The sequence below is a fragment of the Janthinobacterium sp. NKUCC08_JDC genome (genome assembly GCF_019345575.1).
Classification (GTDB): domain Bacteria; phylum Pseudomonadota; class Gammaproteobacteria; order Burkholderiales; family Burkholderiaceae_D; genus Janthinobacterium; species Janthinobacterium aestuarii.
Window position 1 is genome coordinate 419,059 of sequence record NZ_JAHKQW010000004.1, and the last position, 20,207, is coordinate 439,265.

The window sequence follows — 20,207 nt, forward strand, 5'->3', positions numbered from 1 at the left end:
GATACGGCCTGTATTATCTTGGTCTTCGGAGTGTGGCGCAGCCCGGTAGCGCACCTGGTTTGGGACCAGGGGGTCCAAGGTTCGAATCCTTGTACTCCGACCAAATTTGTAGAAAAAAACCCAAGAGTTTAGGCTCTTGGGTTTTTTTTCGCCTGTACGGTTCACGTAGGTCGGGTAGGTCGGGTTAGCGCGCAGCGCGTAACCCGACAACAGTGTTGGCCATGTCCTTGGTGGCGTCGGATTACGCGCTTGCGCGCTAATCCGACCTACACAGCTGCGCGCTTCGCCGCGATGGCGTTGCCGGCGCGGCTCGATCCCTTGCGGCCCAGCTGCTGCGAGATGAACTGCCCAGCGTCCACCACCAGGTTCAGGTCGATGCCGGTGGCGATGCCCAGTCCCTGCATCATGTACAGCACGTCCTCGGTGGCCACGTTGCCGGTGGCGCCCTTGGCGTACGGGCAGCCGCCCAGGCCGGACACGGACGAGTGATAGATCGCGATGCCCGTTTCCAGGCTGGCGTAGATATTCGCCAGCGCCTGGCCATAGGTGTCGTGGAAGTGGCCGGACAGCCCGCCCACGTGGAAGGCGGCAATCGCGCGCTCCATCACCGCCTGCGTCTTGCGCGGCGTAGCCACGCCGATGGTGTCGGCGATGTCGATCTCGTCGCAACCGAGGTCGCGCATGCGGCCCACCACGTCGGCCACGGCGTCCAGCGGCACGTCCCCCTGGTAAGGGCAGCCGAAGGCGCAGCTGATGCTGCCGCGCAGGCGCAGGCCGTGTTCCTTGGCCGCCTTCGCCACGCCTTCGAAGCGGGCGATCGATTCGGCGATCGAGCAGTTGATGTTCTTTTGCGAGAACGCCTCCGACGCGGAACCGAAGATCACCACTTCATCGGCCTTCGCCGCCAGCGCCGCCTCGAAACCCTGCATGTTCGGCGTCAGCGCCGAATAAATCGTGCCGGCGCGGCGCGCGATCTTGTCCATCACTTCCGCGCTGGTGGCCATCTGCGGCACCCATTTCGGCGAGACGAACGACGCTGCCTCGATATTGACGAAGCCGGCCTGCGTCAGGCGGTCGACCAGTTCGATCTTGACGGCGGCGCTGATGGTTTCCTTTTCGTTTTGCAGGCCGTCGCGCGGACCCACTTCGACGATCTTGACCTGCTTGGGAAGACTGGTAGTAGGGTTCATCTCAATATCCTTGCAAACGGTTGACGATGCCGGCGACAGAGTCTCCGGCTTGCAGGCGGCGCATCTTGGCGGCGATCTGCGCCACGCTTTCGCGGCGCAGGGTGGCGGCCGAAATATGCGGCGTGATGGTGATGCGGGGTTCATGCCAGAACGGGTGCTGCTGCGGCAGCGGCTCGTTGCGGAACACGTCCAGGGTCGCGCCCGCGATATGCCCGGAGCGGATCAGCGTCAGCAAATCCGGTTCGGCGATATGCGCGCCGCGCGCCACGTTGATGATGTAGGCTCCTGGCAGCAGCATCGACAGGCGCGCGCGGTCGAGCAGGTTGTGCGTCTCTGGCGTGAGCGGCAGCATGCACACGAGCACGCGCGTGCCGCGCAAAAATGCTTCGAGCCCCTCTTCGCCTGCATAGCACGCCACGCCATCGGCATGTTTTGGGCTGCGGCTCCATCCGCGCAGCGGGAATTCGAATTGCGCCAGCGCTTCGAGCACGCGCGTGCCCAGCACGCCCATGCCCAGCACGCCGATAGGAAAGTCCGCCTTGTCGAACGCAGGCAGCGGCTGCCAGATGCCGGCGCGGCCTTGCGCCTCGTAATCGTCGAAACGGCGGAAGTGGCGCAGCACGGCGTGGCTTACATATTCGGCCATCTGCACGCCCATGCCCGCGTCATCGAGGCGGACCAGTGGAACGTGGGCGGGCAGCGCGTCGCCAAACTTCAACAGCGCGTCGACGCCGGCGCCCGTGTTGAAGATGGCTTTCACGTGAGCCAGTTCGGGCAGCATGGCGGCGGGCGGTTGCCACACGACGGCATAGTCGCATGGTTCAACCGCTTCGCCTTCGCGCCAGAAGATAAAGTCGGCTTCGGGCAGCAAGTCGCGGAAGTCGCTGATCCACGCCGCTTCCTTGCCGTCCGAACGTTGTAACAGGATGCGCATGTGCTTACCTCTATGCGGCAGCCTTGAAGGCCAGCAGCGGCGCGCCATCGGCCACCTGGTCGCCGACCGCATACAGCACGTCTTCCACCAGGCCGTCGTGCGGCGCGGCGATCGTGTGCTCCATCTTCATCGCTTCCATGATGACCAGAGGCTCGCCCTTCTTGACGTCCTGGCCCTTGTTCACCAGTACGGCGACGACCTTGCCCGGCATCGGCGCCGTCAGGCGGCCGCCTTCCGCTTCCACTTCGCCCGCATGCGCCATCGGATCGTTGTAGTGCAAGGTGTAGTGCAAGCCGTTGGTAAATACGTGGAACTGCTCACCGTCGCGCAGCACGGTGCCATGTACGGCACGCTCGCCGAGCTTGATGTGCAGCTCGTTGCCTGTGTGCGCCGTCAGGCTCAAGGGATGGCCGTTGAACAGCCATCCATCCGTCTTGTAGGCAATGCGCGCCGGGTAAGCCTTGCTGTCGCCGGCCAAGGTGTATTCATCGGCGAACGACAGGCTGCGTCCCAGGGTGCCGTTCAAGCGCCATCCCAGGGCATTGCCCCACGGGTCGGCGCGATTGGCCGATTGCGTTTCGGCCGCCGTTTTCTCTTCCAGCAGCAGGGCGACGGACGCCAGCGCCAGCGCCGTGTCTGGCGCCGCCTGCAGGGCGGGGAACAGCGATGCTTGATTGCGCTCGATGAGGCCCGTGTCGAGGTCCGCGCTGGCAAATGCCTGGCCTTCGACCAGGCGTTTCAAGAAGGCGATATTGCTGGCCAGGCCGACGATCTGGTAGTCGGACAGCGCCTGCGCCATGCGCGCCAGCGCTTCGCGGCGGTCCGCGCCCCAGACGATCAGCTTGGCGATCATCGGGTCGTAGAATGGCGAGATCGCATCGCCCTCGCGCACGCCCGAATCGATGCGCACGGGGGCCGGCACCACCGTGCCACCGAGTTCGAACGTGACGGCCGAAGGCGACTGCATGTGGCGCAGGGTGCCGATCGACGGCAAGAAGCCCTTCTCCGGATTTTCCGCATAGATGCGCGCCTCGATGGCATGGCCGTGGATGGCCAGTTCGCTCTGTTTTTTCGGCAGCGGTTCGCCAAAGGCGACACGCAACTGCCATTCCACCAGGTCCGTGCCGGTGATCATTTCCGTCACCGGATGCTCGACCTGCAGGCGCGTGTTCATCTCCATGAAGTAGAACGAGCCATCCTGGTTGGCGATGAATTCCACCGTGCCCGCACCGACATAGCCGACGGCCTTGGCGGCGGCGACGGCCGCTTCGCCCATGGCGGCGCGGCGTTCGGCTGGCATGCCCGGCGCCGGGGCTTCTTCCAGCACCTTTTGGTGACGGCGCTGCACCGAACAATCGCGCTCGAACAAATAAATGCAGTTACCGAGTGTATCGGCGAACACCTGGATTTCGATATGCCGCGGACGCGACAGGTATTTCTCGGCCAGCACCTTGTCGTCGCCGAAAGAGCTGATCGCTTCGCGCTTGCACGAGGCCAGCGCGGCCTTGAAATCATCGGAATGCTCGATGACTCTCATGCCCTTGCCGCCGCCGCCAGCGGACGCCTTCAGCAGCACGGGGTAGCCGATCTTGTCGGCCTGCCCATGCAGGAAGTCCGCATCCTGTTCCTCGCCGTGGTAGCCGGGCACCAGCGGTACATTCGCTTTTTCCATCAGCGACTTGGCGGCCGACTTGGAACCCATGGCGCGCATGGCCGATGCCGGCGGGCCGATGAAGACCAGGCCCGCAGCGTGGCAGGCGTCGGCAAAGTCGGCGTTCTCGGACAGGAAACCATAGCCGGGGTGGATCGCCTGCGCACCAGTGGCCAGCGCCACGGCGATGATCTTGTCGCCGCACAGATAGCTTTCCTTGGCCGGCGCGGGGCCGATCAATACGGCTTCGTCGCACACGGCGACGTGCTTGGCATTGGCGTCCGCTTCCGAATACACGGCGACGGTCTGGATGCCCATGCGGCGCGCGGTGGCGGCGACACGGCAAGCGATTTCGCCGCGGTTGGCGATCAGGATTTTAGTGAACATGGTCTCTCTCTATTCTCTCAAAAAGGGCAGCTGTCTCTTGGCGGACCTTGTCTGCTGGCGTGTCGGCTTACGCGCTTTGCGCTAAGCCGACCTACGCATTGGTGAGGCGGTATTCGTAGGTCGAGTTAGCCGGCACGGCGTAACCCGACAAGGCAGGCATCAGCAGCCGCACTTCTCTTTCTGTACCGATTCCAGCATGGCGCCGCGCGTCTGCAAGCCCAGTTTGCCGAGCAAGACGCGGTCGTCTTCCGCTTCCGGGTTGTCGGTGGTGAGCAGCTTGTCGCCGTAGAAGATGGAGTTGGCGCCAGCCAGGAAGCACATCGCCTGCACCGCTTCGCCCATCTGGCGGCGGCCGGCCGACAAGCGCACGCGCGCTTTCGGCATGGTGATGCGGGCCACGGCGATCGTGCGCACGAATTCGAACGGGTCCAGCGCTTCCAGGCCAAACAACGGCGTGCCTTCCACCTGCACCAGATGGTTGACGGGCACCGATTCCGGATACGGATTCAGATTGGCCAGCTGGGCGATCAGGCCCGCGCGTTGCAGACGCGTCTCGCCCATGCCGACGATGCCGCCGCAGCATACTTTCAAGCCTGCTTCACGTACGCGGCCCAGGGTATCCAGGCGGTCCTGGTATTCGCGCGTCGAGATGACGTTGTCGTAGAACTCGGGCGCCGTATCGAGGTTGTGGTTATAGAAGTCCAGGCCCGCGTTTTTCAGGCGGTCCGCTTGTCCCTCTTCCAGCATGCCCAGGGTGGCGCAGGTTTCCAGGCCCAGCGCTTTGACCTTGCTGACCATCTCTTCGACCTTGTCCATGTCGCGATCCTTCGGGCCACGCCAGGCGGCGCCCATGCAGAAGCGCGTGGCGCCGTTGGCTTTCGCCTGGCGGGCCGCGTCGAGCACCGTGTCGATGTCGAGAATTTTTTTTGCTTCCACGCCCGTGTCGTAGCGGGCCGCCTGCGGGCAGTAGCCGCAGTCTTCCTCGCAGCCGCCCGTCTTGATCGACAACAGGGTCGCCAGTTCCACGTCGCCGTCGGGGAAGTTGATGCGGTGGGTTTGCTGGGCCTTGAACATCAGGTCATTGAATGGCAGGTCGAACAGGGCCAGCACATCATCGATGGGCCAGGTGGCCGCTTCGGGCAGGGTGATGCGCGCCGCAGGGCGGTGCAGTTCGACGGTTTTTGCTGCTTCTTGGACTACGGACATGGTGATTCCTTCGCTTCTATTTTTTAGCTACGTTAAGTGTTCGGTTTAATTCTGCTGCGCCGGCCAGTTGGGCAAGCCGGTGAAATCGAGATAGGACGCCGCCGCTTGCGCGCTGGGCTGCGCCAGGCGCGGCACCCTGCCCAGCAGCGGCGCCGGGATGCGCTCGATCAGCGCATCGATATTTTCGTCGAGGAAGCGCATTTCCACTTCCAGGGTGTTGGCGACCCAGCCGATCACCGTCAGGCCGCGCGCTTCGATGGCTTCCACCGTCAGCAAAGCCTGGCTGATGCAGCCCAGGCGCATGCCGACCACGAGGATCACGGGCAGGTCGAGCTGCTGCGCCAGGTCGGCCGAATCGAAATCGCTGGAGAGCGGCACGCGGAAACCGCCCACGCCTTCGACCACGACGGCGTCCGAGGCGGCGGCAATTTCCAGGTAGGCGGCCAGGATCGGCACGGACTCGATGCTCACGCCTTCAAGCGCGGCGGCGATGTGCGGCGCGGCCGGTTCCTTCAGCATATACGGCGTCGTCAGGCTGCGCAGCATGGTGACGTTGCCGGCGGCGATCAGGCTGTCGGCGTCTTCATTATGCAGTTCGCCGTCGCGCATTTCGGCGCCGGCGGCCACGGGCTTCATGCCGCAGGCGCGCACGCCGCGCGCGACCAGCGCGTGCAGCAGGGCCGACGACGTCAAGGTCTTGCCGATTTCCGTGTCGGTGCCGGTGACGAAACAGGCAAAGCGCGATGGCAGGCCGGTGGTTGCCGGCGCCGGCTGCACGGCCGGCGCCAGATCCGCCAGGACGTCCGCCACGATAGGGTCATCAAGGCTCATGGCGAGTCCTTTCCAGGGTGTTGACTGCGTTGATCAATTGCGCCACTTCCTGCGCCGTATGGCCGGCCGACAGGGTCACGCGCAAGCGCGCCGATCCCGCTGGCACGGTGGGCGGGCGGATGGCGCCGACCCACAGTCCCTGCTGGTACAGTTGGGCGGCGACGGCCAGCATGTCCGCATTCTCGCCGATGATGACTGGCTGAATGGCGGTCACTGACGGCAAGGCTTGCCAGCGCTGCAGCTGCAAGCCGTCGTTCCATTGCGCCACCAGCGAGGCCAAGTGAGCCCGGCGTTGTTTTCCTTCTTCACCGGCGATGATGTCCAGGCTGGCCAGCAGCGCATGCGCGAGCGCGGGCGGGGCCGCCGTCGTGAAGATGTAGGGGCGCGCCTTCTGGATCAGGGTGTCGATCACGGCTTCGTGCGCGCACACAAAGGCGCCGCCCACGCCGGCCGATTTGCCCAGGGTGCCCACATACACGAGGTAGGGCGAATGCAGATTGAAATGTTCTAGCGCGCCACGGCCAGCGGCTCCCAGCGCGCCAAAGCCGTGCGCGTCGTCGACCACCAGCCAGGCGCCATAGCGTTCGCACAGGGCCAGCAGCGCGGGCAGCGGCGCCAGGTCGCCATCCATGCTGAAGACGCTGTCGGTGACGACTATTTTCGTCTGTGCCGTGCTGGCCGCCAGCAGGGCCGCCAGGGCATCGAGGTCGGCGTGCGGATACACGCGCGTCTTGACGCGGGCCAGGCGCGTGCCGTCGATCAGCGAAGCGTGGTTCAGCGCTTCCGAGAAAATCTCGGCGTCCGGATCGCCGGCCGACAGGGCCGTCAGCACAGCTAAATTCGCCATGTAGCCTGTACAGAAATACAGGGCACGCGCCTGTTCCAGGTTGGCGCCCACGAAAGCGGCCAGGCGTTCTTCCAGCTGCGCGTGGGCGCGGCTGTGGCCACTGATCAGGTGCGAAGCGCCGCTGCCGGCGCCATACAGGTCGGCGCCCTCTTTCAGCGCGGCGACGATGCGCGGATGCGCGGCCAGGCCCAGGTAGTCATTGCTGCAAAAGGCCAGCATCTCGCGGCCATCGACCGTCAGGCGCGGCGCGCACGGCGTGTCGACGGTACGGCGGCGGCGGATCAGGCTGCGTTCTTCCAGCCCTTGCAGCTGCTGTTGTAATCGCGCGATCAGTTCCATCTCAGGCCCCGGTCACATGATTGAAGACGGCTAGGGTCTGCTGGCCCAGGCCCGCGATTTCCTCGTCGTCGAGGATGTATGGCGGCATCAGGTAGACGGTGGAGCCGATGGGACGCATCAACAGTTCATGTTCCAGCGCCGTACTGAAGAAGCGGCGCGAAAAATCCGGGGTAGCGTCCACCGCATCGAAGGCCCAGATCATGCCCTGCTGGCGGAAGTGTTTTACGCGCTCGTGCTGCGCCAGCGGCGCCAGGGCGCGCGTGATTTTTTCGGCGCGCACGCGGTTGGCCGCCAGCACATCGTCTTCCTCGAAAATCGACAAGGTCGCCAGCGCCGCGCGGCAGGCCAGCGGGTTGCCCGTGTACGAATGCGAGTGCAAAAAGCCGCGGCGCACGTCGGTGCTGTAGAACGCCTGGTAGATGTCTTCGCGCGTCATCACGAGGGACAGCGGCAAATAGCCGCCGCTGATGCCCTTGGAGAGACAGACGAAATCGGGCCAGATGCCGGCCTGCTCGCACGCAAAGAAGGTGCCCGTGCGGCCGCAGCCGACGGCGATTTCATCGAGGATCAAATGGACTTGATGGCGGTCGCACAGGGCGCGCACCAGGGACAAATATAGCGGGTCGTGCATGGCCATGCCGGTCGCGCACTGCACCAGCGGCTCGATGATGATGGCGGCGATCTTGTCGGCTTTTTGCTGGAACAGCTGCTCGACTTCGGCGGCCGCGCGGCGCGCCACGTCCTCGGCGGTCTCGCCCTCGGCTGCCTGGCGAAAGTCGGGCGACATCACCGTCTGCGTGGCGCGCAGCAGCGGGCCGTAGGCATCCTTGAACAGGGCGACATCGGTGACGGCCAGCGCGCCGATGGTTTCGCCGTGGTAGCTGCCTTTCAGGCAGACGAATTCCTGTTTTTCGCTCTTGCCGCTGTTGCGCCATGCGTGAAAACTCATTTTCAGGGCGATTTCCACGGCCGATGCCCCATCGGATGCGTAAAAGCTGTGGCCAAGCACGCCGCCCGTCAAGGCAGAGAGTTTTTCCGACAGTTCGATCACCGGTTCATGCGTGAAACCGGCCAGCATCGCGTGTTCCAGGCGGTCCAGCTGGTCCTTGAGTTCCGCATTGATGCGCGGATTCGCATGGCCGAACAGGTTCACCCACCAGGAGCTGATGGCGTCCAGGTAGCGTCGGCCTTCGTGGTCATACAGCCAGGCGCCGCGGCCATGGCTGACGGGGATGAGCGGTACAGTCTCGTGGTGCTGCATTTGCGTGCACGGATGCCACACGCTGCGCAGACTGCGTTCGACCCAGCCCGATTGTTTTTCTGCTTTCAAAACTGCTCCAATGATATTGCTAGCCCATGAGCCAACTCGGCTTGCGCTTGTCGAGGAACGATTGCACGCCTTCGCGTCCCTGCTCCGAGGCGCGGATCTGCGCGATGCGCTCGGCGGTATCCGCCAGCAGCGCGTCATCGACCGGCTGGCCGACGATCTCGCGCACCAGCATTTTCGCTTGCGCCACGGCGTGCGGGCTGTTGCCCGTCAGCGCTTTGAGCACCTCGGCGGTTTTCGCGTCCAGCGCGCTTGCCTCGACTACCTCGTGGGCAAAGCCGATGCGTAGCGCCTCTTGAGCGGAGAATCGCTCCGCGGTCAGGAAATAGCGGCGTGCCGCGTTTTCGCCCATGGCCTTGATGACATACGGTGAAATAGTGGCCGGAATCAGTCCCAGGCGCACCTCGCTCAGGCAGAAATGCACGTCTTCCGCAGCCAGAATGATATCGCATGCGGCGACGAGGCCCATGCCGCCCGCATAACAGTCGCCCTGGATCTTCGCCACGACGGGCTTGGGACACAGGTAAATCGTGCGCAGCATCTGCGCCAGCTGCAGCGCGTCGGCCTGGTTTTCGGCATGCGTGTAGCCTGCCATCTTCTTCATCCAGTTCAGGTCCGCACCGGCGCAAAAGGCCGCGCCATTCGCCGCCAGCACGATGGCGCGCACCATGTCGCTGCGTCCCAGCCCTTCGAAGGCGCGCGCCAGTTCGGCGATCGTCGTCTCGTTGAAGGCGTTGCGCACGTCGGGACGGTTCAGGGTCACGGTGGCGACATTGCCCTCGATGACCAGCTTTAAGGTTTCAAATTCCATGGTCTTCTCCCCTTACATGCGGAATACGCCGAACTTCGTGTCAGGGATTTCGGCGTTGAGCGCGGCCGACAGGCCCAGGCCCAGCACCATGCGGGTGTCGGCCGGGTCGATCACGCCGTCGTCCCACAGGCGCGCGGTGGCATAGTAGGGGTGGCCCTGGTGCTCGTATTGATCCTTGATCGGCTGCTTGAAGGCCGCTTCCTCGTCCGCGCTCCACTGCCCGCCCTTGCCTTCGATGCCGTCGCGCTTGACGGTCGCCAGCACGGAAGCGGCCTGGTCGCCGCCCATGACGGAAATGCGTGCATTGGGCCACATCCACATGAAACGCGGGGAAAACGCGCGGCCGCACATGCCGTAGTTGCCGGCGCCGAAGCTGCCGCCGATGATGACCGTGAATTTCGGCACGGCGGCCGTCGCGACAGCCGTCACCATCTTGGCGCCATTGCGGGCGATGCCTTCGTTTTCGTATTTGCGGCCCACCATGAAGCCCGTGATATTTTGCAGGAAGACGAGAGGGATCTTGCGCTGGCAGCACAATTCGATGAAATGCGTGCCTTTCAGCGCCGATTCCGAGAACAAGATGCCGTTGTTGGCGATGATGCCGACTTTGACCCCATAGATATGCGCAAAGCCGCAGATCAGCGTGGTGCCGTAGCGGGCCTTGAATTCGTCGAAATCGCTGCCGTCGACGATGCGCGCGATCACCTCCCTCACGTCGAACGGTTTGCGCGTATCGACGGGGATCACGCCATACAGTTCCTGCGTCGGGTATTTCGGCTCGATGGACTCGCGCAGCGCCATCTGCTGCGGCTTGGTGCGGTTCAGGTTTGAGACGATGGTGCGCGCCAGCGACAGCGCATGCAGATCGTTCTGCGCCAGGTGATCGACCACGCCGGACAAGCGCGTGTGCACGTCGCCGCCGCCCAGGTCTTCGGCCGTCACCACTTCACCTGTCGCCGCTTTCACCAGCGGCGGGCCGCCGAGGAAAATCGTGCCCTGCTCCTTGACGATGATCGATTCATCGCTCATGGCCGGCACGTAGGCCCCGCCGGCCGTGCAAGAACCCATCACGACGGCGATTTGCGGTATGCCCTTGGCCGACAGATTTGCCTGGTTGTAGAAGATGCGGCCGAAATGGTCGCGGTCGGGGAAGACGTCGTCCTGGTTCGGCAGATTGGCGCCGCCCGAGTCGACCAGGTAGATGCACGGCAGGTTGTTCTGGTCGGCGATTTCCTGGGCACGCAAGTGTTTTTTCACCGTCATCGGGTAATACGTGCCGCCCTTGACCGTAGCGTCGTTACACACGATGACGCATTCCTGGCCCGAGACCCTGCCGATGCCGGTGATGATGCCGGCGGAAGGTGCCGCATCGACGCCCTTGGCGTCCTGGTACATGGCGTAGGCCGCCATCTGGGAAAACTCGAGGAAAGGCGTGCCGGGATCGAGCAGCATCTGCACTCTGTCGCGCGGCAGCAGTTTGCCGCGCGCCAGGTGCTTGGCGGCAGCCGCTTCGCCGCCGCCGGCCGCGATCTTTTCCACCTTGTCGCGCAAATCGTCGACGATGGCTTGCATGGCCGCGGCATTGGCCTTGAAATCTTCACTGCGCGGATTGAGTTTGCTTTCGATGTGCGGCATTGCGGTTCCTTTTTATTATCGCCCGGTCTCTCGGGTCGCGCTATTCGGGAAAACTGCCGTCGAGATAAAACCAGCGCAGGGCGCCATCACCGCTCTTGTCCGCCTCGCGCACGAAGCGGCTCACTTCATGCAGGCGGTGCGCGCGGCCGTTGACCTTGTAGCGGGCCACGAATTCGACAGTGTCGCGGTGTATCTCTTCGGCTTGATCGTCTGATTCTGCTTTACGTTGACGTAAACGTAAAGCAGATTTTACCTCAAGTCCCAGCCAGTGGACTTTTTCTTCTTCGGCAAATAAAGCGTCGGTGGGACGGGTGCTGGCATGCCAGGTGGCAAGCAGATATGGCTCGTCGCGCAAGGTAAACGCCGTGTAGCGCGAACGCATCAGGATTTCGGCCGTGGGCGGCAAGGCGTCGCCCGCGATATACGGGCCGCAGCAACTGGCGTAGGAGGCGCCGCCACAGGGGCAGGCGGCAGATGTCGAGGGTGTGGGCATGCGCTGGCAAATAGGGGAACGGAAAAGTTCCGCAATTATCCGCCATAACGGCGGCACCGGTCGCCGCTGCCGCCAGTCCGCCTATTTTTGCGGCGCGAGGAAGTCCAGCGCGAACGGCGGCGCCTTGCCGGCCATCAGGTCGGCCAGGATGCGCGCCGTGCCGGCGGCAAAGGTAAAGCCCAGCGGGCCATGGCCCACGTTCAGCCACAAGTTCGCCACTTTGCTGGCGCCCACCAGCGGCGCGCTGTTCGGCGTGGCGGGGCGCAGGCCGGCCCAGGCCGTGGCCTGATCGTAATCGGCGCCGTGCGGCATGGCTTCGCGCGCCAGCCGCGTCAGACCGGCGATGCGGCCCCAGTCGATACTGTTGTCGGCGCCCACCATATCGACCATGGCGGCCACGCGCAGGTCGCCACCGATGCGCGCATACAGCACCTTGCGTTCGAAATCCGTGATGCTGATCTCGGGCGCACGGTGCTGGGCGCGGATGGGCGCCGTCAGGCTGTAGCCCTTCAGCGGGTACAGGGGCAGGTAAATGCCTGCCGTGGCGGCCAGGTCGCGGCTCTGGATGCCGGCCGCCAGCACATAGTGATCCGCCTGCAGCAAGCCCAGGCTGGTGTCGACGCCCGTGATCCTGCCCTTGTGCGTGACGAGGCGGCGCGCCTCGCCTTTTAACAAGAGCGAACAATTCGGGTGCTGCAGCAGGCGCGTTTCCAGCGCCAGGCAAAAGGCGTGGCAATCGGCCACCGCTTCGCCCTGCGTAAAAATGCCGCCCGCCAGGGAACCCTGCAAGGCGGCCAGCGCCGGTTCGCGCTGCACGGCTTCCAGCGGCGACAAGACGATGCGCGCCTCTTCCGATTCGGGCCGCGCCACGGCACGCTGGAAGATGGCGGGCGAGCGGTAGACGATGAGTTTACCCGCATCGCGCCGCGCATACGCTTCCGGCGGCACGGTCAATTCCAGATGGGCCATGCCGGCGCGGCTCCATTCTCCCAGTTGCAGCAGCTTGGCCGTCGTGCGGGCATTGCTGGCGCTGTTGCAATTGCGCAGGAAACTGGCCATCCAGCGCCATTGGCGCCAGTCGGCCTCGGGGCGGAAGCGCAGCGGACCGTCTTTCTGCAGCAGCCATTGCAGGGCCTTGAAGGGCACGCCCGCGTCCGCCAGCGGTGCCACATAGCGATAGCTGAGCTGGCCGCCATTGCGGTAGCTGGCGGCGATCGCCACCTGTTCATTGCGCTCCAATAAGGTGACCTTGTAGCCGGCCTCGGCCAGCCACCAGGCCGATGTCAGACCGACGACGCCGCCGCCGATGATGATGACTTGTTGCTGCATGTTGCCTCGCTGCGTTGCGCTCCCATGGTGCGGGAGCATTCGGGAAGAGCTTAGAGGCTGGCCGCCAACGCAGCCAATGAAACATCATGGTGCAGCCATAACTTTCAGGAATGCACCATTTCAATGCAAGGATTGATTGTTGTCCATCGCACCACGGTATAGGGTGGTGAGTATCCGTTCCTCGCTGCGCCCCATGGCGGAATACGTGCCAGGGTACTGTTCGGGATCGCTGCCCGTGCCGCCCACCAGCATCACCATGCCGTTTTTTTTCTGGAAATCGAGCACGAAGGCGGAGACGAGGCCATACGCGTCGCCCAGGTGGCCCACGGCCGTGAAGCTGGCGCCCTCGACCAGATGGTTGCCCTGCCCCGCCACCGCATCGAACTGCTGGTTGCCCAGGCCCCAGGCGCGGTACAGGCCCCGCTCGCTGTCGCCATTGCCGCCATCGGGCGCCAGCTGCCATTGGCGGCCAAACATCAGGGCGATGCTGGCCGGCTGCAACAGTTGCTGATGTTGATAGCGGCCGCCGTCGAGCAGCATCTGCATGACCTTGCCCAGTCCTGCGGCGGAAATGCGTAAGCCGCCCGTGGGACTGAAGACGGTGGCATTGCTGCCGATCACATAGCTGGCCAGGGCAGTCGGTGGACGCTGGTAAAAATCGTCGGCTTGCGCGATCCACGGGCCTTGCGGCTGCCACACTTCTGTCTCGAGCGTGCGCTTGCGGTACAGCGTGGCCGTGTTCGCCACGTCTTCCGCCGGGAATGCGGCCGGGTTGTAGCCGCCGCGCACATCGAGCGGATCGAGCAGCAGGCGCCGCATCAGCAAGTCGAAGCGCTCTCCCGTGACTTTTTCCATCACGGTGCCGATCACGCCCCAGTTCAGGTTGGCGTACGTGAAATAGCGGCCCGGCGCCGTTTGCTTGTCCCACATGCTGTCGCCGCCGGCCGTAAAGACGTCGCGCAGGCTGCGTTCCGGCCCCCAGGCATAGCCGCCCGCGTCGCGCAGCGAGGAGGTGTGGCTGAGCAGGCTGCGCAAGGTCAGCGCTTGCTGGGGGAAATGCGGGTTGCGCAGGGAAAAGCCCAGATAGATGCCGACGTCCTGATCCAGGCTCAGCTTGCCCTGTTCGACCAGCCGCATCAGGCCCAGTGTGGTCATCATCTTCGAAACCGAGGCGATGCGGAACAGGGTGGCCGGCGTCACGGGCAAGCTGTCCGCCGGCGTGGCCCCGATGTGCCGGTAGCCAAATTGTTGCTCATACGACACCTTGCCGTGGCGTATGGCCAGCACGGACAGGCTGGCCAGCGGGTGGAGCGGATCATCGACGATGGCCGATAGCGTGGCATCGAGCGCGCGCTGCTGGTCGTTGCCGCCACCGGGCGGGGCGGCCAGTGCGCTCCAGGTCGTGCCCAGCAGCAGCAAGCCCAGCAAACCCGTCATTTTATTGTGCATGTTTCCCTGTTTCACGGCGTAGTGGAGGCATCGCCAGCATAGGGCGGGATGCTTCACGACGCCAATGAAAATTGCTTATTTATCTATAATGCAAAGCTATACGTACGGTAAAACATTGTTTTTTTAAGTGTATAACCGTTATTTATGGCCATTTTCCATTTATTCATGGGTGGACGGGCCACGCACAAGCGCCATCGCTATTACACTAGGAGGACAAGGAGAACTGTATGAGCCAGACCAGCGTAGAACTCAAGGTCGATTTAAATGACAATTCGCCTTTATATATGCAGATCGCCCGCAAGCTGAGCGATGACGTACGCAACGGCCGCTACCAGGTAGACCAGGCCCTGCCATCCGAACGTACCCTGTCCGAACTGCTTGACGTATCGCGCGTGACCGCCCGCAAGGCCATCGACCAGCTCGTCGAGCAAGGCCTCGTCGTGCGCCGCCGTGGTTCGGGCAACTATATTGCCCCGCGCATCGAGCAGCCGCTGTCGAACCTGTCGAGCTTTTCCGAGCAGCTGCAGCAGCGCGGCTACCGCCCCGGCTCGCGCTGGCTCAAGCGCGAAGTCGTCATCGCCAGCAGCGATGAACAGCTGAGCCTGGGCCTGGCGCAGAACACGAAAGTGGCGCGCCTGGAGCGCTTGCGCCTGGCCGACGACGTGGTGATGGCGTATGAAGTGAGCGTGCTGCCGTTCAGCGTGGTGCCGGACCCGGACGCCATGGGCGACTCGCTGTATGAATACTTGAGTAGCATCAAGAAGGCGCCCGTGCGCGCCTTGCAGCACATCCGCGCCATGAATGCGACGGACGTGCTGGCCAAGCAACTGGGTATCCCCGATGGCCAGGCCGTGCTGTTCATCACGCGCATCGCCTACCTGGAGACGGGCGAAGCGGTGGAACTCACGCATTCGTATTGCCGCAGCGACCATTACGATTTCGTGGCGGAAATGCGCCGAGCCCCATAAACTTACTGCTCGATCAGGCGGATCATGGATTCCGCCACGCCGACGGACGACTCCCAGCTCATGCCGGTCACCAGCCGGCCATCGACCTCGACGTGGCTCTTGCCGTTGGTGCCGTGCCTGAATATGCCGCCCTGGCGCTTGATGCTGCCTTCCGCCGAAAAGGGATAGGCCTTGTAGATCGGCGATTCCTTGTTGAGAAACGCATCGGGGAACGAGGTGAGCACCTTGCCCTGGATGAGAAAAGTACCGTCACTGAGCTTCAGATTCTTGATGCCCTCGGTGCCATGGCAGATGGCCGCGATCACCCCGCCTTGCTGTTCGTAGATACGCAAGGCGATGTCCTGCAGCGGCTTGTTGTCCGGGATGCCGACGATGGCTGCGCCGCCGCCGACGAAAGCCATGCCCGCATACTCGTCTGCCTTGACCTCGGCGACGGGTTTGGTATGGGCCAGTGCCCACATGAAATCACTGTTGTACAGATACTTCTTGAGCAACTCGTCCGACGTGACGATCATTTCCAGGGGAACGGCGCCACCTTCGGGACTGACGAAGTCGACCGCGTAGCCTGCTTTGCGAAAGGCATCATAGGTATAGGCAAGCTCGGGAAAATTATTGCCTGCGTTAACTTTTGTGCCGGGATATTGATGCACATTCGACACGACCAGCAGTACCTTGCGTGCATGGCGCGCCGCTGGCTCGCGATGGGCCGACTTGCTGACGATCTTCCAGTTGCCGGCGATCTTTTTCAAAAGGAAGACATCCACATAGCGGACCCCTTGTTGGGGAATGTGGATCTCGGCCTTGGCCGTGCCCACCTTGCCGTTCACCTCCACCTTGATCAGCCGCCCGTGGCGTCCATTGAATTGCCCTTTTTTCTCGTCGCTAAAGAGTTTGGCGTATTCGGGACCGCTCAACTCCCATTCCGCATCGTCTTTGCCGTCCAGGTAAAGGCGGGCGCTGGCATGGAAGGCCTGGTTGATCTCGCCCTGCACGTTGAAGCTGGTGCCATGCAGATACAAGCGCACGGTTTCCTGGATGGCATGTTCGTCCTGGTTCGTGGTGGCGGCGGTGCCGACGGCGGTGATGCCAAGCAAGCAACAGGCGAGTACGGTTCGCACTAAAAACTGAATCATGGTTTTACCCTGCATGAAGAATTTCGTTTATCGGAGCAACGACTATTTCAGATCGCTGGTGGTCGATAATTTATCGAAGCGCAGGGGACTTGATGTCGCCAAACAGGATGTCAGACTCCGGAATGGCGATTCCGGAGCGGTTTTACGCGGAAACGGCCGGGACGGCCTGGCTGGATTGGGCCCGGAAGCTGGCGGGAGTCTGCCCAGCCACTTTCTTGAAGGTCGAGTAGAAGGTGGAACTGGAATTGAACCCGCAGCGCTCGGCAACGGTATCCATGTTCAGTTGCGGCTCGCCCGTCAATACCTGTTTCGCTTCAGCGATACGGTATTCGTTGACGTAGGTGTTGAAGCTCTTGCCCAGCTTGTCATTGAGTACCTGCGACACCTGCGCCTGCGTGCATCCGGCCCGCTTGGCCAGTTGGGCCAGGGTCAGATTCGGATTCAGATAGGATTTCTGCCCGCTCATCTGTTGTTCCAGCGCAGCGAGCACGGCAAGCGCATCGTCGTGCGTCAGGCGGCTATGTTGGTACTTCTGTTTTGGCTCGGCAGGCGTCGAGGTTTCTTTTCTCAGCAGAAAAACCATGACCGCAACATGCAGCGAGAAGGTGAACGACAAGGCACCGACGATATAGGACGTGAACGGCGTGCTCGCGTACGCCGCCAGCATGACACAGCTGCCTGCAAAGACACTCAGCAGGAGCACGTTGCTGGTCGCCATCCGCTGTCCGTCGTTCCACCATGCGCGGCGGCTTTGCCAGAGCAGCCTGGCGGCCGCCAGCAGGTAGCCTAGCCAGAACACATGAATGGCATGACTCGACAGGTCCCACACAGAACGATACGCGGCATACGGAAAGGCAACGCCAATGCCTATCAGCAGGAAGGACAAGCCGAGATGCCAACGCCATTGTTGTCCAGCAGGCAATTGTCCGAGCCCGGCCAGAAAAGCGCGCACATACAGATAGGTCAAGGGACCGATCAGCAGGCAGGCCGACAGACCCAGCTGGCGGAATTCGAGTGCGATCGCCGGGTTGAAGAAGAGGAAGGCGGATTTGGCGGTGCGCACCCCGACGGCCAGCAGCAATGCACCGAGCATGTAGTCGGCGAGACAGCGAGGCCGGCGGCTGAAAAAATAGACGGCCAGGAAAATGCCATTGATGGCGCCAAGGGCGCTAAACAGGAACAGCAATTGGCGAGCGATCATGGGGATGTCGTTGATGTTGGCGTCGAACCCAAGTATAGACACAAACGGGGGCGTATCGAAGTACAGCTAATACACCACGTTCCTGCATCAGCCATAAACTCCCGTTATGCCCGCCCGCCAACCTTTCATGGCTGATATTGCTCGTTGGTATTAAACTGGTTTCACCTTCAACCATGTTCTGAAATCATGTTGAAAACTGAAACTCCGAGCCGGCGGCATCCGGATCTGGACCTGTATCCGGTGGAGCAGCTGGTGGCGGCGCTGGTCGATGACCAGTTCTGGGCTGTCGAGGCCGTGCGGCTGGCGTCGCCCGACATCGCCGCCGCCATCACGGCCGCCCTGCCCCGCATCGCGGCCGGTGGACGGCTGCTGTATGTGGGGGCGGGCACGTCCGGCCGGCTTGGCGTGCTCGACAGCGTTGAATTGAATCCCACGTTTTCCTGGCCGCCCGAGCGTGCCGTCGCCATCCTGGCCGGCGGCGCGGGCGCCATGTTTACTGCTGTGGAAGGCGCGGAAGATGATTTACAGCAAGGCGAGGCGGATTTACTGGCCTTGCAGCCGCAAGCAAATGATGTCGTGATCCTGCTGGCCGCCTCCGGCGCCACGCCGTATGTGCTGGGCGCCCTGCTGGCCGCGCGCCAGGCGGGCGCCTTGACGATAGGCATCGCCAACAATGTGGATGCCCCCGTGGCGCACGAGGCGCAATGCGGCATCGTGCTCGACACAGGGACGGAAGTCATATCCGGCAGCACGCGCCTGAAAGCGGGCACGGCGCAAAAAATCACCCTGAACACGATTTCCAGTGCCTTGATGGTCGGTTTGCATAAAACTTACGGAAACTTGATGGTAGACTTGAAGCCGACCAACGCCAAACTGATCTGGCGGGCGGTGCGTCTGACCATGCACGCCACCGGCGCCAGCGAAGTGCAGGCCAGAACCGTGCTGGAGCAATGCCACTATCACGTCAAGGTGGCGATTGTTGCCTTGATCAAAAAAATCAACACAAACCAGGCACAGGCATTGTTGGCCGGCGCGAACGGCAGTGTGCGGGCGGCACTGGCGGCGTGATCCGATGGCGCGGCATTCTTCTGTCTGGGAGACAACGAAGGATGTATGGAGCTAGTGAAACAAACCGCCGCTGCGCGCGCAAATAAGCCGTCAAATAAGCCGTGGCTGTGGATCCCTTCCCTGTATTTCGGCCAGGGCATTCCCTATGTAGTGGTCATGACCTTGTCCGTGATCATGTACAAGAACTACGGTTTCAGTAATACCGATATCGCGCTGTATACGAGTTGGTTGTACTTGCCGTGGGTCATCAAGCCGCTGTGGTCGCCCTTCATCGATATGTACCGCACCAAGCGCTTCTGGATCGTCGGCTTGCAGCTGGTGATCGGCGCCGCGCTGGCGCTGGTGGCCCTGACGACCTCCTTGCCGCACTTCTTCCAGATCAGCCTTGCCATCTTCTGGCTGATGGCTTTCAGTTCCGCCACGCATGACATCGCCGCCGACGGCTTTTATATGCTGGGCCTGGAAGAGCACCAGCAGGCGGCCTTTGTCGGCGTGCGCAGCACGTTTTACCGCCTGGCGATGATCGCCGGCCAGGGCGGTCTCGTGTATCTGGCCGGCTATCTGACGCATGCGACGGGCAATGTGCAGCTGGCCTGGTCCGTCGTCTTCGCCATTCTGGCGGGCCTGTTCATCGCCCTCTTCCTGTACCACTATTTTGTCTTGCCGAAACCGAAGGACGACCGCCCCAGCATCCAGGGCGTTGGTGTTTCTCCCTTGCAGGAATTCATCGCCACCTTTGCTTCCTTCTTCAAGAAGAAGGATATTGTCGTCATTCTGGGCTTTTTGCTGCTGTTCCGCCTCGGCGAAGCGCAACTGCTCAAATTGGCCGCGCCATTCCTGCTCGACCCTGTCGCCAAGGGCGGTCTGGGCCTCAGCACGGAACAGGTGGGCCTCGTCTACGGCACCATCGGCGTGATCGCCCTGACCCTGGGCGGCTTGCTGGGCGGATTCATCATTTCCCGCTTCGGCTTGAAACGCTGCCTGTGGATCATGGTGTTGTCCGTCCATCTGCCGGACCTGGTGTTTGTCTATCTGGCCAGCGCCTTGCCCAGCAGCATCTATGTGATCGCCGGTGGCATTGCGTTGGAGCAATTTGGCTATGGCTTCGGTTTCGCGTCCTATATGTTGTACATGATCATGGTCTCCGATGGCGCGCATAAAACGGCCCATTACGCGATCTGCACGGGTTTCATGGCCCTGGGCATGATGTTGCCGGGCATGGCCAGCGGCTGGATCCAGCAAATGCTTGGCTACCAGCACTTCTTTATCTGGGTCTGCATCGCCACCATTCCTGCTTTCATCATGGCCGCGCTAGTCAAGATTGATCCCGAATTCGGCAAGAAGGCCGAGGCCTGATTCTTTTGAACCGTGCGCCCGCATGGATGGCGGGCGCACAGTAAAATGCCCG

17 protein-coding genes and 1 tRNA gene are annotated in these 20,207 nt (G+C 62.7%); 4 read left to right on the forward strand and 14 right to left on the reverse strand.

All coding sequences use genetic code 11. The features are described from left to right. Window positions 1-26: 26 nt before the first annotated feature. Window positions 27-103: transfer RNA gene (locus tag KO538_RS14255), tRNA-Pro, on the forward strand. A 163-nt stretch (window positions 104-266) separates the two neighbouring features. Here KO538_RS14255 and KO538_RS14260 read toward each other — a convergent pair. From KO538_RS14260 to KO538_RS14315, 12 genes are all read right to left on the reverse strand, one after another. Continuing rightward, window positions 267-1,190, reverse strand: coding sequence for a hydroxymethylglutaryl-CoA lyase (locus KO538_RS14260; RefSeq protein ID WP_219328657.1), 924 nt, complete (start codon window positions 1,188-1,190; stop codon window positions 267-269). Between the two features lies 1 nt (window position 1,191). Next, the gene (locus KO538_RS14265) at window positions 1,192-2,124 is read right to left on the reverse strand and encodes a glyoxylate/hydroxypyruvate reductase A (RefSeq protein ID WP_219328658.1); all 933 of its coding nucleotides are present in this window, start codon (window positions 2,122-2,124) and stop codon (window positions 1,192-1,194) included. Window positions 2,125-2,134: 10 nt separating this feature from the next. Beyond that, a complete protein-coding gene (locus KO538_RS14270) occupies window positions 2,135-4,162 on the reverse strand; it encodes an acetyl/propionyl/methylcrotonyl-CoA carboxylase subunit alpha (RefSeq protein ID WP_219328659.1) in 2,028 nt (675 codons plus the stop codon). Between the two features lie 159 nt (window positions 4,163-4,321). Then, complete coding sequence (gene bioB, locus KO538_RS14275) at window positions 4,322-5,368, reverse strand: biotin synthase BioB (RefSeq protein ID WP_046681747.1); 1,047 nt, start codon at window positions 5,366-5,368, stop codon at window positions 4,322-4,324. A gap of 45 nt (window positions 5,369-5,413) precedes the next feature. Then, window positions 5,414-6,199 (reverse strand): dethiobiotin synthase, encoded by a 786-nt coding sequence (gene bioD, locus KO538_RS14280; protein WP_219328660.1) that lies wholly within the window; start codon window positions 6,197-6,199, stop codon window positions 5,414-5,416. Beyond that, window positions 6,189-7,385 (reverse strand): 8-amino-7-oxononanoate synthase, encoded by a 1,197-nt coding sequence (gene bioF / locus KO538_RS14285; protein ID WP_219328661.1) that lies wholly within the window; start codon window positions 7,383-7,385, stop codon window positions 6,189-6,191. Before bioF ends, bioD begins: the two co-directional genes overlap by 11 nt. A 1-nt stretch (window position 7,386) precedes the next feature. After that, a complete protein-coding gene (bioA, locus tag KO538_RS14290; protein WP_257620352.1) occupies window positions 7,387-8,715 on the reverse strand; it encodes an adenosylmethionine--8-amino-7-oxononanoate transaminase in 1,329 nt (442 codons plus the stop codon). Window positions 8,716-8,734: 19 nt separating this feature from the next. Then, complete coding sequence (locus KO538_RS14295; RefSeq protein WP_034752440.1) at window positions 8,735-9,523, reverse strand: enoyl-CoA hydratase/isomerase family protein; 789 nt, start codon at window positions 9,521-9,523, stop codon at window positions 8,735-8,737. A 12-nt stretch (window positions 9,524-9,535) separates the two neighbouring features. Beyond that, window positions 9,536-11,158 carry a carboxyl transferase domain-containing protein gene (locus KO538_RS14300; RefSeq protein ID WP_219328663.1) on the reverse strand — a complete coding sequence of 541 codons (1,623 nt, stop codon included), beginning with the start codon at window positions 11,156-11,158 and terminating at the stop codon, window positions 9,536-9,538. 40 nt (window positions 11,159-11,198) lie between these two features. Then, complete coding sequence (locus KO538_RS14305) at window positions 11,199-11,651, reverse strand: YchJ family protein (RefSeq protein WP_070303139.1); 453 nt, start codon at window positions 11,649-11,651, stop codon at window positions 11,199-11,201. Between the two features lie 81 nt (window positions 11,652-11,732). After that, a complete protein-coding gene (locus KO538_RS14310; protein WP_219328664.1) occupies window positions 11,733-13,019 on the reverse strand; it encodes a D-amino acid dehydrogenase in 1,287 nt (428 codons plus the stop codon). 81 nt (window positions 13,020-13,100) lie between these two features. Next, window positions 13,101-14,429 (reverse strand): serine hydrolase, encoded by a 1,329-nt coding sequence (locus KO538_RS14315; RefSeq protein ID WP_219328665.1) that lies wholly within the window; start codon window positions 14,427-14,429, stop codon window positions 13,101-13,103. Between the two features lie 227 nt (window positions 14,430-14,656). Here KO538_RS14315 and KO538_RS14320 point away from each other — a divergent pair, with 227 nt between their 5' ends. Then, the gene (locus tag KO538_RS14320) at window positions 14,657-15,397 is read left to right on the forward strand and encodes a GntR family transcriptional regulator (protein WP_034752424.1); all 741 of its coding nucleotides are present in this window, start codon (window positions 14,657-14,659) and stop codon (window positions 15,395-15,397) included. 2 nt (window positions 15,398-15,399) lie between these two features. Here KO538_RS14320 and KO538_RS14325 read toward each other — a convergent pair whose 3' ends face one another. Beyond that, a complete protein-coding gene (locus KO538_RS14325) occupies window positions 15,400-16,545 on the reverse strand; it encodes a nuclear transport factor 2 family protein (protein ID WP_219328666.1) in 1,146 nt (381 codons plus the stop codon). A gap of 127 nt (window positions 16,546-16,672) precedes the next feature. Next, window positions 16,673-17,731 carry a helix-turn-helix transcriptional regulator gene (locus KO538_RS14330; RefSeq protein ID WP_219328667.1) on the reverse strand — a complete coding sequence of 353 codons (1,059 nt, stop codon included), beginning with the start codon at window positions 17,729-17,731 and terminating at the stop codon, window positions 16,673-16,675. Window positions 17,732-17,917: 186 nt separating this feature from the next. Here KO538_RS14330 and KO538_RS14335 point away from each other — a divergent pair, with 186 nt between their 5' ends. Beyond that, window positions 17,918-18,799 (forward strand): N-acetylmuramic acid 6-phosphate etherase, encoded by an 882-nt coding sequence (locus tag KO538_RS14335; RefSeq protein WP_072456195.1) that lies wholly within the window; start codon window positions 17,918-17,920, stop codon window positions 18,797-18,799. Window positions 18,800-18,844: 45 nt separating this feature from the next. Further along, window positions 18,845-20,155 carry an MFS transporter gene (locus KO538_RS14340; protein WP_070303136.1) on the forward strand — a complete coding sequence of 437 codons (1,311 nt, stop codon included), beginning with the start codon at window positions 18,845-18,847 and terminating at the stop codon, window positions 20,153-20,155. Window positions 20,156-20,207: the final 52 nt, after the last annotated feature.

Coding starts and splice junctions, on each gene's coding strand:
- KO538_RS14260 (WP_219328657.1), bottom strand. CDS start 1,190: ATGAACCCTACTACCAGTCTTCCCAAGCAGGTCAAGATCGTCGAAGTG.
- KO538_RS14265 (WP_219328658.1), bottom strand. CDS start 2,124: ATGCGCATCCTGTTACAACGTTCGGACGGCAAGGAAGCGGCGTGGATC.
- KO538_RS14270 (WP_219328659.1), bottom strand. CDS start 4,162: ATGTTCACTAAAATCCTGATCGCCAACCGCGGCGAAATCGCTTGCCGT.
- bioB (WP_046681747.1), bottom strand. CDS start 5,368: ATGTCCGTAGTCCAAGAAGCAGCAAAAACCGTCGAACTGCACCGCCCT.
- bioD (WP_219328660.1), bottom strand. CDS start 6,199: ATGAGCCTTGATGACCCTATCGTGGCGGACGTCCTGGCGGATCTGGCG.
- bioF (WP_219328661.1), bottom strand. CDS start 7,385: ATGGAACTGATCGCGCGATTACAACAGCAGCTGCAAGGGCTGGAAGAA.
- KO538_RS14295 (WP_034752440.1), bottom strand. CDS start 9,523: ATGGAATTTGAAACCTTAAAGCTGGTCATCGAGGGCAATGTCGCCACC.
- KO538_RS14300 (WP_219328663.1), bottom strand. CDS start 11,158: ATGCCGCACATCGAAAGCAAACTCAATCCGCGCAGTGAAGATTTCAAG.
- KO538_RS14305 (WP_070303139.1), bottom strand. CDS start 11,651: ATGCCCACACCCTCGACATCTGCCGCCTGCCCCTGTGGCGGCGCCTCC.
- KO538_RS14310 (WP_219328664.1), bottom strand. CDS start 13,019: ATGCTCCCGCACCATGGGAGCGCAACGCAGCGAGGCAACATGCAGCAA.
- KO538_RS14315 (WP_219328665.1), bottom strand. CDS start 14,429: ATGCACAATAAAATGACGGGTTTGCTGGGCTTGCTGCTGCTGGGCACG.
- KO538_RS14320 (WP_034752424.1), top strand. CDS start 14,657: ATGAGCCAGACCAGCGTAGAACTCAAGGTCGATTTAAATGACAATTCG.
- KO538_RS14325 (WP_219328666.1), bottom strand. CDS start 16,545: ATGCAGGGTAAAACCATGATTCAGTTTTTAGTGCGAACCGTACTCGCC.
- KO538_RS14330 (WP_219328667.1), bottom strand. CDS start 17,731: ATGATCGCTCGCCAATTGCTGTTCCTGTTTAGCGCCCTTGGCGCCATC.
- KO538_RS14335 (WP_072456195.1), top strand. CDS start 17,918: ATGTTGAAAACTGAAACTCCGAGCCGGCGGCATCCGGATCTGGACCTG.
- KO538_RS14340 (WP_070303136.1), top strand. CDS start 18,845: ATGGAGCTAGTGAAACAAACCGCCGCTGCGCGCGCAAATAAGCCGTCA.